The sequence below is a fragment of the Bacillus sp. PK6-025 genome (assembly GCF_056530265.1).
In genome coordinates this window covers 1,763,098-1,778,611 of the sequence record NZ_CP096509.1, presented here as the reverse complement: position 1 = coordinate 1,778,611, position 15,514 = coordinate 1,763,098, and the positions used below count along the sequence as shown (strand labels likewise).

Annotated in this window: 15 protein-coding genes and 1 pseudogene; all 16 read right to left on the bottom strand. The window is 48.2% G+C overall.

All coding sequences use genetic code 11. The features are described from left to right. Nucleotides 1–75: 75 nt before the first annotated feature. Nucleotides 76–978: a succinate--CoA ligase subunit alpha gene (gene sucD / locus M1D67_RS09230; protein ID WP_020451379.1), complete on the bottom strand. Its 903-nt coding sequence runs from the start codon at nt 976–978 to the stop codon at nt 76–78. An 18-nt stretch (nt 979–996) separates the two neighbouring features. After that, on the bottom strand, nt 997–2,157 hold the full coding sequence (gene sucC, locus M1D67_RS09225) for an ADP-forming succinate--CoA ligase subunit beta (RefSeq protein WP_026579739.1): 1,161 nt from the start codon (nt 2,155–2,157) through the stop codon (nt 997–999). Nucleotides 2,158–2,332: 175 nt separating this feature from the next. After that, the gene (locus M1D67_RS09220) at nt 2,333–2,617 is read right to left on the bottom strand and encodes a FlhB-like flagellar biosynthesis protein (RefSeq protein WP_025811381.1); all 285 of its coding nucleotides are present in this window, start codon (nt 2,615–2,617) and stop codon (nt 2,333–2,335) included. Then, nucleotides 2,614–4,311, bottom strand: coding sequence for a hypothetical protein (locus M1D67_RS09215; protein ID WP_048350338.1), 1,698 nt, complete (start codon nt 4,309–4,311; stop codon nt 2,614–2,616). Before M1D67_RS09215 ends, M1D67_RS09220 begins: the two co-directional genes overlap by 4 nt. A 24-nt stretch (nt 4,312–4,335) precedes the next feature. Beyond that, the gene (locus M1D67_RS09210) at nt 4,336–5,103 is read right to left on the bottom strand and encodes a ribonuclease HII (protein WP_048350339.1); all 768 of its coding nucleotides are present in this window, start codon (nt 5,101–5,103) and stop codon (nt 4,336–4,338) included. A 77-nt stretch (nt 5,104–5,180) separates the two neighbouring features. Continuing rightward, nucleotides 5,181–6,033, bottom strand: a pseudogene (gene ylqF / locus M1D67_RS09205) (ribosome biogenesis GTPase YlqF). A 114-nt stretch (nt 6,034–6,147) separates the two neighbouring features. Further along, complete coding sequence (gene rplS, locus M1D67_RS09200) at nt 6,148–6,495, bottom strand: 50S ribosomal protein L19 (protein ID WP_020451373.1); 348 nt, start codon at nt 6,493–6,495, stop codon at nt 6,148–6,150. A 138-nt stretch (nt 6,496–6,633) separates the two neighbouring features. Then, the gene (gene trmD, locus M1D67_RS09195) at nt 6,634–7,365 is read right to left on the bottom strand and encodes a tRNA (guanosine(37)-N1)-methyltransferase TrmD (RefSeq protein ID WP_020451372.1); all 732 of its coding nucleotides are present in this window, start codon (nt 7,363–7,365) and stop codon (nt 6,634–6,636) included. After that, nucleotides 7,362–7,886, bottom strand: a complete 525-nt coding sequence (gene rimM / locus M1D67_RS09190) for a ribosome maturation factor RimM (protein ID WP_020451371.1) — start codon at nt 7,884–7,886, stop codon at nt 7,362–7,364. The genes trmD and rimM overlap by 4 nt, the downstream gene beginning before the upstream one ends. A gap of 4 nt (nt 7,887–7,890) precedes the next feature. Further along, complete coding sequence (locus M1D67_RS09185; protein WP_020451370.1) at nt 7,891–8,277, bottom strand: YlqD family protein; 387 nt, start codon at nt 8,275–8,277, stop codon at nt 7,891–7,893. A gap of 137 nt (nt 8,278–8,414) precedes the next feature. Then, nucleotides 8,415–8,660: a KH domain-containing protein gene (locus M1D67_RS09180; protein ID WP_023857213.1), complete on the bottom strand. Its 246-nt coding sequence runs from the start codon at nt 8,658–8,660 to the stop codon at nt 8,415–8,417. Then, complete coding sequence (rpsP, locus tag M1D67_RS09175) at nt 8,660–8,932, bottom strand: 30S ribosomal protein S16 (RefSeq protein WP_006638197.1); 273 nt, start codon at nt 8,930–8,932, stop codon at nt 8,660–8,662. Before rpsP ends, M1D67_RS09180 begins: the two co-directional genes overlap by 1 nt. Nucleotides 8,933–9,039: 107 nt before the next feature. Continuing rightward, nucleotides 9,040–10,380: a signal recognition particle protein gene (gene ffh, locus M1D67_RS09170; protein ID WP_144497627.1), complete on the bottom strand. Its 1,341-nt coding sequence runs from the start codon at nt 10,378–10,380 to the stop codon at nt 9,040–9,042. Between the two features lie 15 nt (nt 10,381–10,395). Continuing rightward, nucleotides 10,396–10,719, bottom strand: coding sequence for a putative DNA-binding protein (locus tag M1D67_RS09165; protein ID WP_020451367.1), 324 nt, complete (start codon nt 10,717–10,719; stop codon nt 10,396–10,398). Between the two features lie 133 nt (nt 10,720–10,852). Then, nucleotides 10,853–11,839 carry a signal recognition particle-docking protein FtsY gene (ftsY, locus tag M1D67_RS09160; RefSeq protein ID WP_020451366.1) on the bottom strand — a complete coding sequence of 329 codons (987 nt, stop codon included), beginning with the start codon at nt 11,837–11,839 and terminating at the stop codon, nt 10,853–10,855. A gap of 16 nt (nt 11,840–11,855) precedes the next feature. Then, complete coding sequence (gene smc, locus M1D67_RS09155; RefSeq protein ID WP_023857215.1) at nt 11,856–15,416, bottom strand: chromosome segregation protein SMC; 3,561 nt, start codon at nt 15,414–15,416, stop codon at nt 11,856–11,858. Nucleotides 15,417–15,514 lie beyond the last annotated feature (98 nt).

Here is a 15,514-nt window from a genome sequence, read left to right as displayed (position 1 = left end):
GAAAGTACTAAACGATTTAACCAGTTATGAAAAAGCAGGAATAGACCAATCGGACTATTCCTGCTCATGTTAAGATCAGTGTGTTTTACACGTTTCGTAAAGGCCTTTTTCCTTCAGCACTTTAATCAATGTTTCTCCCATAACAGAAGGCGTTTCAGCCACTTCGATTCCGCAGGCGTTCATCGTTTTGACCTTTTCGTCCGCCGTTCCTTTTCCTCCGGAAATGATGGCGCCGGCATGCCCCATACGCTTGCCAGGAGGCGCTGTTTTTCCTCCGATGAAACCGACGACAGGTTTGGTCATGTTGGCTTTCACCCATTCGGCCGCTTCCTCTTCAGCTGTTCCGCCGATTTCGCCGATCATGATTACCGCATGTGTATCAGGATCTTCATTAAACGCCTTCAGCACATCGATGAAGTTCGTCCCGTTGACAGGGTCTCCGCCGATGCCCACTGCCGTTGACTGGCCGACTCCTGCTTCTGAAAGCTGATGAACCGCTTCATATGTAAGGGTTCCTGAACGCGACACAACGCCGACATGGCCTTTTTTATGGATATATCCGGGCATGATCCCGATTTTACACTCCTCAGGCGTAATGACTCCTGGACAGTTCGGACCGATGAGCCTTGTTTTCTTGTCTTCCATATACCTTTTAACTTTTACCATATCCAGCACCGGAATGTGCTCAGTAATACAGATGACAAGATCAAGCTCAGCATCTGTCGCTTCCATAATCGCATCGGCTGCAAAAGCCGCAGGAACGTAAATGACAGACGCATTTGCCCCGGTCTGCTTTACAGCCTCTTCGACCGTGTTGAACACAGGCACCCCTTCAACCTCTGTTCCGCCTTTGCCCGGTGTGACTCCGCCGACAATTTTCGTTCCGTATTCAAGCATCTGCTTTGTGTGAAACAAAGCGGTTGAACCCGTTATCCCCTGAACAATGACTTTTGTGTCTTTATTAATAAATACACTCATTTTGGTCCCCTGCCTTTCTTACTTCACTAAGGATACGATTTTCTGCGCGCCGTCAGCCATTGATTCCGCAGACGTAATATTGAGTCCTGAATCATCGAGGATCTTCTTGCCGAGATCGACATTGGTGCCTTCAAGGCGAACGACAAGCGGCAATGTCAGACCGACTTGTTTCGTCGCTTCAACAACACCTTCTGCAATGACGTCGCATTTCATGATACCGCCGAAAATATTGACAAAGATCCCTTTGACGTTTTGATCAGACAAAATGATCTTGAACGCTTCCGTTACCTTTTCAGCTGTCGCGCCGCCTCCAACGTCAAGGAAGTTGGCCGGTTCCCCTCCGTAGTGCTTGATAATGTCCATGGTCGACATCGCAAGCCCCGCTCCGTTGACCATGCAGCCGATGTTTCCATCGAGCGAAATATAGCTTAAATCATACTTGGATGCTTCGATTTCCTTCGGATCTTCTTCATCGAGATCTCTGTACTCCAAGATGTCTTTTTGTCTGTATAGCGCATTGCTGTCAAAGTTCAGCTTGGCGTCAAGGGCCATGACTTTTCCGTCACCTGTGACGACGAGCGGATTGATTTCAGCAATGGAACAGTCTTTTTCAGTAAACGCCTTGTACAATCCCATCATAAACTTAACAGCCTGGCCGACAAGCTCTTTCGGGATATTGATGGCGAAGGCGATTTTTCTCGCCTGGTAACCCTGCAGTCCGACAGCCGGATCGATCACTTCTTTGACGATTTTTTCCGGCGTTTTTTCAGCGACTTCTTCAATTTCCGTGCCGCCTTCTTCGGATGCCATCAGCACGATGCGTGAAGTCGCCCTGTCAAGAACCAGACCGACATAGTATTCTTTTTTGATATCGCAGCCTTCTTCAATAAGTAAGCGTTTTATTTGCTGGCCGTCAGGACCCGTCTGGTGAGTGACAAGCGTCTTCCCCAACAATTCATCCGCATAGGCTTTGACTTCTTCTTTTGATTTTGCAATTTTAACCCCGCCAGCTTTACCGCGTCCGCCGGCGTGAATTTGAGCTTTCACGACATAAACCGAGCTGGACAGCGCTTCCGCTGCTTTGACCGCTTCATCTGCTGTAAATGCCACTTTACCTTCCGGAACAGCCACTCCGTATTGTCTGAGTACTTCTTTCCCTTGGTACTCATGGATATTCATTTCCCATCCTCCTAACTTATGTAGCAAAAATAAAAATAGACTGCGCTTTCATTTTATATAATCATAGATCGATTGTCTAGGTTTCGATGAGAAATCGTAAAATCCTTCTAAACATTCACACTTTTATTTTATTAAAAATATAAAATTAATAGAGGAAACGGCTTTTTTTCAAAAGTCATTCCCTCTTTTTCATTTTTTCATCAAGCGTATAGACGAATGAAAAGATCTCGGCGACGATTTCGTAAAGCGCTTCAGGAATGTGATCGTCAAGCTCCAAGTGGCGCATTAATTCGACAAGCGTCGCATCTTCCTGAATCGGAACGCCGGCTTTCTGCGCCTCTTCAATGATCTTCTCCGCCGTGTATCCCGATCCTTTGGCAACCACCTTCGGCGCCTTATCCTTCATTTCATCGTAGTGAAGCGCAACAGCTCTTCTTAATGGAACAGATTCTTCCTTCATATTTTCACATCCACTGCGCTCTCTGTAATTTGTTCAAAGCGGGCGTCCAGAAAAGGAGCAAGCTTCATGTTTTCCCGTTTTTTTGCTGTGACGCCTGACAAGCTGTAGCCCAGTTCTTTCAGATTTTCCTTTAAAGCGGGGACCAGCGGTTCAAGCAAAGGCTCCAAGTCGAATCCTGTTTCAATTGTAACCGTCATGACGTTTTGCTGGATTAAACAATCGATCACCGTCTCTTCCAAGGCCTCCAACTGAAGGTAAAACATAAGGCGGCACTGGGAAGGGTCGATCTTTCCGTCGTCCTTTTTCTGCCCTTTTAAGAAAACGGTCAAATCCTGAACGCCGTTCTTTGAAAACAAAGGGTACGACAGAAAAAGCTGGCTCTGGGCAGGCTGATCATTTTGCAAAAACAGCTGTCCGTTTAAACGGTGAAAGATTTGATCAGCTTCCTGTTTTACAGGAGCGGGAAGATCGGAAGCATGCCTCATTTCATTCAGCACGAGCTTTAAAGATTGAAGGCCCTGATCTTTGAGAACAGCGCCGTTTTCCATCGCTCTCAACAATGAGAGTTCATCTCTGACGCCTAAAAGGTCCTTGATCTTGAGGAGAACGGAAAATACATCGGCTTTATTCGTTAATGCAGGTGCTGTTTCTTTCATGATATGCTGCAATAATTCCGTCTCTTTTGGCGTAAATCCGCCCGGAACGGCCGGAGCTTGTCCTAGAGATCCGCTCGATTCAAGCGCTCTGATGACGCCTGCCGCTTCTTTTACAATATGCGTCCCGTTCGTTTCGGCTTGTGCCGCCAATTTAGCGAGCAGGTCTTTAGCTGCCGCGATTTCTGCTTTTTGCGGCTGCTGCTGAACAGCTTTTGCTTCTTGTCCTTGGGTGCCGCCGGCGTCAGCTTTTTGCAAAGGATTCCCAACTTCTGAATGAACCTGCGGCTTTAATGGCTGAACGCCCTGCAGTTCTCCTTTTTCGAGCGACCTGACGTGTTCTGCAAGCTTTTGAATCAGCCTTTCGGCATGCACCTCGGTCTCCGTTTGTAAAACAGGCAAAAGCGCCTGCTTCAGCTTTTCCATGCCTGCGGATTGCTGAGTGGCGTTCGTGATCATATCAAATGTTTTGGCAATCTGCTCGTTCAGCGGTACGGGGTTTTTGACGGCCAAAATCGAATCGAGCACGCCGGGATGGACGGGAAGTTCGCGTTTAAGAGCGAACATGACGGCATCGGCGCCTTTTTGGGCGTCAGACTTCGGCAGATTTTCAAGCCACTTGATGGCGGCTCTTAAATCGTTTTCCCTGATCGGCTGCTGCTCCTTCAGCAACGCTCCGACCAGAAAGACAGCTTCCTTCGTCCGCTTCAGAGAAAGCCCGTTCAACAGCTTAAAAGCGGCATCCTGCACTGTCTTCGGGTTTTTGTCAAACGCTTCAACGACCTGAAGGCGGCCTGTCGCTTCATCAGGCTTCTTTTCATACGAAAACCAGTAATGAGCGCCCGCTTTCAGGGGTGCCTCAAGCTTCCCCTGCCATTTCGTATTGCCGATTTGTATTTCGGCGAACTGCTCGCTGATAAAGCGGAGCACTTTGCCGAGCATCAGCCTTTTCTGATCCGTCTCCGTTCCGCTGATCCGCTGGAGAGGATCAGCTTGTTCAAATTGTTTTCTTAAGCTGTTATGTACATCGTTCAGCATCATCAAAGTCATTCTTCCTCCGGAACGTTATTCATGTGCTTTAACAGGGGCGAACGATCTTCGGTGTATCGGCGACGGGCCGTATTTGGCAAGGGCATGCAGATGCTCTTTTGTTCCGTAGCCTTTATGCTTTTCAAACCCGTAGAGAGGATACTTTGCGGCGTATTCATCCATCAGCCTGTCTCTCGTCACTTTTGCGATGCATGCGCCTGCCGCTATCGATGCGCTTTTTGCATCCCCTTTAATGATCGATGACTGCTCTGTTTCGACTGCAAGCGACATGGCGTCGATTAGAAGATAATCCGGAGCGACGTCCAGCGCTTGGACCGCTTTCAGCATCGCCGCTTTCGAGGCTTCATAAATATTCAGCTCATCGATCTCATCAGCGTCAGCGATCCCGACGCCGACTGCTGCGGCTTCTTCCATAATGTATGAATAATAGTCTTCTCTTTTTTGCTTTGACAGTTTTTTCGAATCTGTCAGCCCTAATATTTCACAGTCTTCTTTGAGGATGACAGCGGCGGCAACAACAGGCCCTGCGAGAGGCCCTCTGCCCGCCTCGTCGATTCCGGCGATATATTGATAGCCCCGCGCTCTCAGCGACCGTTCGAAAGACGTCATCACCTGCCACTCTTCCTGCATGGCCGAAAGCCTTTCATTTTTCTTCAGCCAGGCGTCGACAAGCGCTTGGACGCTTTTTCGCCCATCATTTTTGCACTGCTCTATAAAAGGGTCTTTTTCATCACTCACCGATTGAAGATGTTCTTTAATTTCTTTGACGGTTAATGTTTTCACTTTCTCTTCTCCCCTAATGTTCTTATCGGCGCATCTCCTGCAAAAATAAAGGCCCGCTCTTTTAAAAGCGCGCCTTTTTACATATCCTCCGGCTTTTCAAAAGAAAGCGGACCGAACTTTTCGGTGCGGATATCGCGGATGATGACTTCTGTCGTCTTGTCGTAATTGATCTCGCCTCCGGCCATGAGACAGCCGCGTTTTTTTTCCGATCTCATCAAAAAGCGCTGCAATCTCTTCTGGAATCTCTTCCAGATCGTAGCGCTTTTTTAAGCGCTCAGGGTAATTCTCTTCCAAAAAGCGCAAACCGTAGACGGCGACATCCTGCAAGTTGATAATCGAATCTTTAATTGCACCTGTTGCCGCAAGCCTCAGCCCGACAAGCTCGTCCTCAAACTTCGGCCATAAAATCCCCGGGGTATCGAGAAGCTCGAGCTCTTTTCCGACCTTCACCCACTGCTGCGCCGTTGTGATCCCGGGTCTGTCGCCCGTTTTGGCGATGTTTTTTTTCGCCAGCCGGTTGATTAAAGTCGATTTGCCGACGTTCGGAATGCCGACGATCAACGCTCTGATCGCGCGCGGCTTTACACCTTTTGCTTTCATTTTATCAAACTTTTCTTTCAGCAGCTCTTTTGAAGCGGGAAGAATTTGATTGAGCCCCTGTCCGTTGACCGAGTTGATGGCGAGAGAAGGAATCCCGTCTTTTTCAAAGTGCTGCTTCCAAGCCTTCGTCACGGAGGAGTCCGCTTTATCCGCCTTGTTGAGCAGCATGATCCTCGGTTTGTTTTTTAAAATCTCTTCAATCATCGGGTTTCTTGAAGACATCGGAATTCTGGCGTCGACCAGTTCGTATACAATGTCGATCAGCTTGAGTTTCTCCGTTACTTCCCGCCTCGCTTTGGCCATATGCCCTGGGAACCATTGGATCACCATTTGTCTGACACCTACTTTCTGTTATTGCTATTCTTTTAATGGTGCGGTGCATTTATACTTGTTTGACAAAAAAAGAGCTTGTTATGGTTAACAAGCTCTTTTCGTTCGTTATCTTTATCGTCTGATTTCTTTAATACGAGCCGCTTTTCCACGAAGTTCGCGCAGGTAATAAAGTTTCGCACGGCGTACTTTACCATGACGGACAACTTCGATTTTCGCGATTTTCGGTGTGTGCAATGGGAATGTACGCTCAACTCCGACACCGTAAGAAATCTTACGAACTGTGAAAGTTTCGCTGATTCCGCCACCACGACGCTTAATCACGACACCTTCAAAAACCTGGATACGCTCACGGTTACCCTCGACAACTTTAACGTGTACACGTAAAGTATCACCAGGACGGAACGCAGGCAAATCAGTGCGCAATTGTTCTTTTGTGATATCTTCAATCAATTTTTGCATCGTCTTCAACTCCTTCCAACAGATGCTCTTGCGCGAGTTAACCGGCACAGCGGAACATCGTTTTCAAACTTAAACGAGCGTTCCCGTTCAAGTCACAAGTAGTATCATACCACACCTTTTTTCCGGGTGCAATAGAATCTACCGGTTTTTCCATTCAGAAATCCATTTTCGCTCTTCTTCAGATAAAGGATAGTTTTCCAGAAGGTCGGGCCGCCTTAAAAAAGTGCGCCTGAGAGACTCCTTCCGCCGCCATTCTTTGATTTTCGCATGGTTCCCGGATGTCAGAACGTCCGGCACCTTCAGGCCTTTATAATCTGCCGGCCGCGTATAATGAGGGTGTTCAAGAAGCCCCGTGCTGAAAGAGTCTTCAAGGTGCGATTCTTCCTTGCCGAGCACGCCCGGCAAAAGCCGCACAACACTGTCTGCGATCATCATCGCCGGCAGCTCTCCCCCTGTCAAAACGAAATCTCCGATCGAAATTTCGTCTGTAGACAGGTGCTCTCTGATCCGCTCATCATACCCTTCATAATGCCCGCAAATGAACATTAAATGCTCTTCCTGCGCCAGTTCTTCAGCCTTCTGTTGGGTATAGCGTTCCCCTTGGGGGCAGACGAGGATGATTCTCGGAGACCCTTCGGCTTCAGCTGTCAGCTTTTCGACCGCATCAAAGACAGGCTGCGGTTTCAGCACCATTCCTGCTCCCCCGCCGTATGGATAATCATCAACGGTTTGATGCTTGTTGTCGGAAAAGGCCCGAAAGTTCACCACGCGAAAGTGGACAGCGTCCTTATCCTGAGCTTTTTGCAGGATCGACGAGCCGAGCACACCTTCAAACATTTCCGGAAAAAGCGTTAAAAAATCGATTTTCATTCGTCAAGTAACCCTTCCATGATATGAATCTTGATCGTTTGATCCGCCACATTAATCTCTTTGACAACGGCGTCGATATAAGGGATAAGCGCGTCTTTCTTTCCCGGTCTGGCCACGACCCAGACATCGTTGGCGCCCGGCGTTAAAATTTCTTTGACCTTGCCGATTAAATCCCCGTCTTCCGAAAAAACATCGCAGCCGATGATTTCGTGAAAGTAGTACTCGTCTTCCGCCAACTGGCTTAATTGGTCTTCGGGAACTTTAATCAAGGCATTCTTTAATTTTTCGGCTTCGGTGAGCGTTTCAACCTCTTTAAACTGCAAAAGGTGGAACTGTTTATGAAGCCTGTGGGCGCTGACGGTCACCTTGACAGGCTCGTCTGTTCCTTCACGGAACAAGTAGAGAGCGTTTCCGGGCTTGTACCGTTCCTCAGGAAAATCGGTTCTTGAAATGACGCGGACTTCGCCTTTTACCCCATGAGTATTAACAATTTTCCCTACATTAAACCATTGTTTCAGCATTTCTTCACCTCGGACGAATTTCAATGACGATCCCGTCTTTAATCACGATTGTTTTTCCCGTCGTCATATCATGCCAATTATCCCCGACTTCAATGTCCATTAAAGCGTCGATTTCTTTTTCCTTTACTTCGCTGCCAAGCGGCAGTGTATGGATTTGATTGATTTGAAAAACGATCATTTTAATCTTGTCCTGACGTTTTTCAATTTCTTTTTTAAATGATTCAGTCGCTGCCGGATTGTGGTGTTCCTTTTCGTGCTTCCTGAGCTGAAAATAGAGCTGGTTGCATTCGCGCTCAAGGATTTCCTTTCGTTCTTCAAAAGAAGCCAGCAGCTTTTTTTTGCTGTTTTCAGTCAAAACCTGCATAACGGTAACACGTTGGATAATTTGCATGGCATCATCACCTACTGTCCCGTGATTTTTCCTTTCCCTGAAATCCGGCAGCCTGGCATAAGCTGACAATCGGAATCGTTCATCTGTTTCTATTTTTCTTACATGTTAAAAAAGGGGGAGGTTTTCACCCTCTCCCCTTAGTCTGCGATCTCAAGTTGAACTTTCTTAGAAGACTGTGCGCCTGCCGCAAATACGACAGAGCGTATCGCCCTTGCAGTGCGCCCTTTTTTGCCGATGATCTTGCCGGTATCCTCTCTGTTGACAGACAAGCGGAACATCGTCCGCTCTGGATTTTCCTCTCTGAAAACCTGAACGTCATCCGGATGATCCACAAGCGGTTTGACCAGTGATACAATCAGCTCTTCCAAGTGCAGATCACTCATTATTTGCTTTGTTTAGCGTTGTGGAATTTTTCCATAATGCCTTCTTTAGAGAACAGGTTGCGAACCGTGTCAGACGGTTTAGCTCCTGTTTGAAGCCATTTAAGCGCAAGCTCTTCGTCGATTTTGACTTCCGCTGGTTTTGCAACCGGGTTGTAAGTTCCGACTGTTTCGATGAAACGGCCGTCACGCGGTGAACGAGAATCTGCTACAACAATACGATAGAAAGGAGATTTTTTTGCTCCCATACGTTTTAAACGAATTTTTACTGCCATTTTACTAGCACCTCCGAAAATATTTCAACAAGATAGTATATTAACAATGATAAAAGTGTTTGTAAAGTGTTTTTTCTTAACAACGTTTTTATCATCTGAAAACAGGTTTACATGAAGGGCAGTTTAAACCCTTTTTTCTTGCCTTTTGTCATGTTTGTCATCTGTTTCATCATTTTTTTCATTTCTTCAAATTGCTTTAAAAGACGGTTGACTTCCTGTACGGATGTCCCGCTTCCTTTCGCAATCCGTTTGCGCCTGCTTGCATTGATGATCTCAGGCTGCTCTTTTTCCTTCCCGGTCATCGACTTGATGATGGCTTCGATATGGCTGAGCTGTTTTTCATCAACTTTAACGTTTTTTAAGCCTTTCATTTTGCCTGCGCCGGGCATCATTTGAATCAGATCTTCAAGCGGCCCCATATTGCGGACCTGTCCGAGCTGTTCCAAAAAGTCGTCGAGCGTAAAGCTCATATTTTTCATTTTTTGCTCGAGTTCTTTCGCCTTTTCTTCGTCTACGTTGGCCTGGGCTTTCTCGATAAGGGTGAGCACATCGCCCATTCCGAGAATTCGCGAGGCCATCCGTTCGGGATGAAACGGCTCCAGCGCATCAAGCTTTTCGCCCATTCCGGCAAATTTGATCGGCGTGTTGGTCACGGCGCGGATCGACAAGGCCGCCCCGCCTCTTGTATCACCGTCAAGCTTCGTCAGAATGACACCCGTCACACCGAGCTGTTCGTTGAAGCTTTTGGCAACATTTACCGCATCTTGACCCGTCATGGAATCAACGACAAGGAAAATCTCTTCCGGCTGAGCTGTTTCTTTTACCTGCTCAAGCTCATCCATCAGGTCTTCATCAATGTGAAGGCGTCCCGCCGTATCGATGAGAACGTAGTCATGATGATTTTCTTTCGCCTTTTCGATGGCCTGCTTGGCAATCTCAACCGGACTGACCTTGTCACCCAGTGAAAATACCGGCATATCGAGCTGTTTGCCGAGCGTTTCCAGCTGTTTGATCGCCGCCGGGCGATAGATGTCTGCTGCCACGAGCAGCGGATTGCGGTTATGTTTTTTGCGAAGCAGGTTGGCGAGCTTTCCGGTCGACGTCGTTTTACCGGCCCCTTGCAGACCGACCATCATGATGACGGTCGGCGGACGCTTTGCAGCGGCAATCTTGCTTTCCTCGCCGCCCATCAGCTCCGTCAGTTCTTCTTTTACCACTTTAATGACCTGCTGTCCGGGCGTCAGGCTTTTCATGACGTCTTGTCCGACAGCTCGTTCGCTTACCTTTTTCACAAAATCTTTCACGACTTTAAAATTGACGTCCGCTTCAAGGAGCGCTAAACGGACTTCGCGCATCATGTCTTTGACGTCTTGCTCCGTTACTTTTCCTTTTCCGCGGATTTTTGAGATCGTTTGCTGCAGTCGGTCGGCTAATCCTTCGAATGCCATATTAAGTGCCGCCTCCTAATCTAATTTCTCAAGCGCGTCGATCAGGGATTCCGCTTCGGGCTGACCGTCAGTCAGCTTTCTCAGCTCTTCAAAAATCTTATTGCGCTCTTGAAATTTTTTAAACAAAAGTAGCTTTTCTTCATATTGCTCAAGCATGGCTTCGGTCCGCTTGATATTGTCATAGACCGCTTGCCTTGAGACATGATATTCTTCAGCTATTTCGCCAAGGGAGAAATCGTCTAAGTAGTAAAGCGACATGTAGCTTTTTTGTTTTGATGTCAACAACGACTGATAGAAATCGAATAGGTAATTCATTCTCGTTGTTTTTTCAAGCGTCATGAGACTCTCCCCTTTGTTAAGTCAAATCCCTTTACGATACATTAGTTTACGCTGAAATATTTGATCTGTCAAGTTTTTATCTTGTCATACATGACGGCGAAAAAGAAAACCCCGGCGAAGGGGTTTTCCGCGCCTACTCTTCTTTCTCGATCAGATCGGAAAACAGGCCGTATACATATGACTCTGCTTCAAACGGCTGAAGGTCATCCATTTTTTCTCCCAGTCCGACAAACTTGACCGGAATCTGGAGCTCGTGGCGGATGGCGAGGACGATGCCGCCTTTTGCCGTTCCGTCGAGCTTCGTCAGCACGATGCCGGAGACATCAGTCGCTTTGGAAAATTCGCGCGCCTGTGTCATCGCGTTCTGTCCTGTCGTCGCATCGAGTACGAGCAGCACTTCATGAGGTGCATCAGGCACTTCGCGCTGAATCACGCGCTTTACCTTTTCGAGTTCTTTCATTAAGTTCACTTTATTTTGGAGACGTCCTGCCGTGTCGCAAAGCAGAACATCGGCGCCGCGCGCTTTCGCGGCTTGAACGGCGTCATAGATAACGGCCGCAGGGTCCGAGCCTTCCGCCTGTTTGACGACATGCGCGCCGACGCGTTCTCCCCACACTTCAAGCTGATCGATCGCGCCGGCTCTGAATGTATCTCCGGCAGCAAGGACGACATTTTTGCCTTCTTTGATGAATTGATGGGCAAGCTTGCCGATCGTCGTCGTTTTGCCGACGCCGTTGACGCCGACGAATAAAATGATGTTTAAGCGGCCGTCTTCGACGCGGAGCTCTGCAGCTTCCTGCTCCCCGCCTTCATAGATTTCGACGAGCTTTTCAGAAATGACGGACTGAACCTCTTTCGGGTCCTGAATATTTCTTCGTTTGACCTCGCTTTTCAGTTCGTCAATCAGCTCCATCACCGTTGAAACGCCGACATCAGCGCTGATCAGAACCTCTTCAAGCTCTTCAAAAAAATCCTCGTCCACTTTCCGGTAGCGGGAGACAAGCTCATTGACCCGCTCCTGAAACGTATTTCTCGTTTTCGCCAGGCCTTCTTTAAATTTGCCTGAAACCGAATCGGTCTGCTGTGTGATTTTTTCTTTCAGTTTTTTAAAAAAGCTCATGTCCTGTAACCTCGCTTTATTGAACTAGTTCTTTTGTTTCTTCAAGCTTGACTGAAACCAGCTTGGAAACGCCTGATTCCTGCATCGTCACGCCGTAAAGAACATCGGCTTCTTCCATCGTTCCTTTCCGGTGGGTGATGACGATAAACTGGGTTTCATGGCTGTATTTTTTCAAGTATTGGGCAAAGCGGAACACGTTCGCTTCGTCAAGCGCCGCCTCGACTTCATCCAGCACGCAGAACGGAACCGGTCTGACTTTGAGGATCGAAAACAGGAGCGCGATCGCCGTCAAGGCCCGTTCCCCGCCGGAAAGCAGGCTCAGGTTCTGCAGCTTTTTGCCCGGAGGCTGAGCGATAATATCGACGCCCGATTGGAGCAGGTCATTCGGATCTGTCAGCTTGAGTTCGGCTCTTCCGCCGCCGAACAGCGCCCGGAAGACGTCTTCGAAATGAGAACTGATCTGTGCAAATGTTTCCGCAAAACGCTTCGTCATTTCCTCATCCATTTCCTCGATAACCTTAAAGAGCGTATTTTTCGCTTCGAGCAGGTCGTCTTTCTGCTCCGAGAGGAAGAGGTAGCGTTCATTGACCCTTTCGAATTCCTCAATGCTGCCGAGGTTCACCGTTCCCAGCTCTTCGATTGCAAGCTTGATCAGCTTGACGCGCTTCCTCGCCTCTTCAGGGGAAAGCTCCAAAGGATATTTTTCCCTCGCCCCTTCAAATGAAAGTCCATACTCTTCCCGCAGGAAAGAGAGCAGGTTGTCGAGTTCGACTTCCATGCGGCCGAGCTTGACTTCTTCGTCTTTTAAGAGGCCTGCCATCTGCTTATACTGGCGCTTCATTTCTTTCAGTTCCAGCTCTTCGGTTTCAAGGCCTTTTTGCAGTTTCATCCGCTGCTCTCTTCTTGATGCGATAAGCTCTGCGGTTTTATTTTTGTCGTTCAGCTTCTTTTTCGCAGCTTCTTCAAGTTTTTCCTCCCCGGAAGTATTGGAGGACATTTCTGTCGTCAAGAAAGAGAGATCCTCTTCGGCAATTTTGAGCGCTTCCGCATTCTCGGCATACTCTTCTTCAAGCCTTGCGAGCTTTTCCCGTTCATTCGCACACGACTGTTCGGTTTTCGCCAGCACCACTTTCAAATCGGTCAGCTCGCTTTGCAGCGCTTCTTTCGTCGAGGTCTGTGTCTGTTTCCGCTCCGTCATCGCTTCGATTTCGGAATCGAGGCGCTTCAGCCCGCCGGCGATCGATGTGAGCTTTTCTTCAAGCTCTTTTTTACGCCGTTTCTTGTCTTCGTCCCCTTCGAGCAGAGCCGATTTTTCCTGGTCGTAGAGCTCCAAATGGCTGTTGACGTTTTTCTCGGCGATTTCGAGTTCGTACAGACGCCCTTTGATTTCCTGCTGTTCGGTTCTTAAGCCTTCCCCGTCCTCGCGGAGTGACTGAAGTTTGGCATCAAGCTCTTGCATCGTCTGCTTCAGGGCTTTCACTTCTTTTTCGAGCAATTCGGTTTTCTCTTCCATCTCGGCGAGACGTTTTGTCTGGGCTTCCAGCTCCCTGTTGCGTCCCAGAAGCGAGCTGCTTTTTTTCTTAACGGCTCCTCCCGTCATTGAACCGCCCGGATTGACGACATCCCCTTCAAGGGTGACGATCCGGTATCTGTGGCCGAGCCGTTTGGCAAGATCGTTGGCGCCTTTTAAATGCTCGGTGATCAGCACGGTGCCAAGCAGGTTTTGCACGACGGTCCGGTAGGCCGGATCAAACGAAACAAGCTCGCTGGCGATGCCGATGAACGACGGATTTTCTTTCGCCGCTTCGATATCTCGCGACTGAATGCGGCGCTCTTTGATGACGGAAAGCGGGAGAAAGGTCGCCCTTCCGAACGAATGCTTTTTCAAATATTGAATCGCCCGTCTGGCGGCGTCTTCATCGTCAGTGACAACATGTTGGGCCGTTGCGCCGAGCGCGATTTCAATCGCTGTTTCATACCGCTCGTCCGTCTTTAACAGCTCGGCAATCGCACCGCGAATGCCCGGAAGCTCGCTCTTGGCCTTTAATACTTCTTTGACGCCTTGATAAAACCCTGAGAAGTCCTCCTGCATCGCTTCAAGCATTTCCTTTTTGGAGCGCGCCTGCTGAACGTATTGATAAGCTTGGTAAAGGGCGGATTCCTTTTTCTCGTACTGGCTTTTTTTCTGTTCATAGCTTTTTTGCGCGTCCCTGAATGCTTGAATCTGGCTGTGAAGGCGCTCGTCGACGAGGCTGAATTCGTGTTCGGTTTTCATCTTTCGGTCGGCGATTTCCTTCCGCTCGCTTAAATATTTTTCATTGTTTTGCGCGAGTCGTTTTTGCTGCGCCGCGGATTGGGACATTTGGTCTTCAAGAAATTGAAGCTCGTTTCGGACGGATGCCTGTTCGTTCAAGAGCTCGAAATAATCGCTTTTCAGCTGTTCGATTTCTTCTTCTACATTTTCGCTGTATCCGGATAGAGCCTGATTCTTTTCTTTCACCTTTCGGGCAAGCTCTTTTGCTTCGGCCTCGAGCTTTTCAAACACAAGCTTCTGCGCGGCGATTTTTTCTTTCAGGCTTCGCTCTTTTTCACTGCGCTGGACGAGCGCTTCTTCAAGCTGAGCTCTGTTTTGCGTCGCGTTTTTTTTGCGTTCCTTCAGCACTTCTTTCCGGCCTTCAAGCTTCTCCAGTTCCTCGCTTGTCAAAAGCAGCACTTGCTGAAGCTCATCGACCGATTCGTCGAGCGCTTGAATTTTGTCTCTTGCCTCTTCGATTTTGGCTTCCTTTGCCTGGATGGCCGCAGACGAAGACATCTCTTCGTCTTTCGCCTTTTCGACTTTCTGCTGAAGGGCTTCCCATTTTCCGTGAAGCTCTTCGATATCATACGCCGTTAACGCGATTTCGATTTTTTCAAGCTCATCCTTTTTTTCAAGGTAGTCTTTGGCGATCGAAGCCTGCACTTTCAGCGGCTCCACCTGCCCCTCGAGCTCGTGGAGGATGTCTTCGACACGGTTCAAATTGTCCTGTGTCTCAAACAGCTTGTTTTCGGCTTTTTTCTTTCTCGTTTTGTATTTTAATACGCCGGCCGCTTCTTCAAAGATGCTTCTCCGCTCTTCAGCCTTGCTGCTTAAAATCTCTTCGACTTTGCCTTGGCTGATGATGGAAAACGCTTCTTTTCCAAGCCCCGAATCCATAAAAAGATCAATGATATCTTTCAGACGGCACGGCTGGTTGTTGATGAGAAATTCGCTTTCCCCAGATCTGTAGACTCTTCTCGTCACACTGACTTCGTGAAAATCGATCGGCAAAAAGCGGTCGTCATTGTCAAGCGTCAGCGTCACTTCGGCAAGATTCAGCTTTTTCCGCGAATCGCTGCCTGCAAAAATGATGTCTTCCATTTTACCGCCTCTGAGCGATTTGGCGGACTGTTCACCGAGCACCCAGCGGATCGCGTCGGTAATGTTGCTTTTTCCGCTGCCGTTCGGACCGACGACAGCTGTCACGCCTTTTACAAAATCTACAGAAATTCGTTCTGCAAACGATTTAAATCCTATCACGTCTAAACGTTTGAGGAACATGGTGATCCTCCTTATGTATTAAAGTATTACAATTCTATCATAACCCCATCGAAAAGGCTTAAAATACATTGAAATCCCCCTGAGTTTTGCAAGGGGGA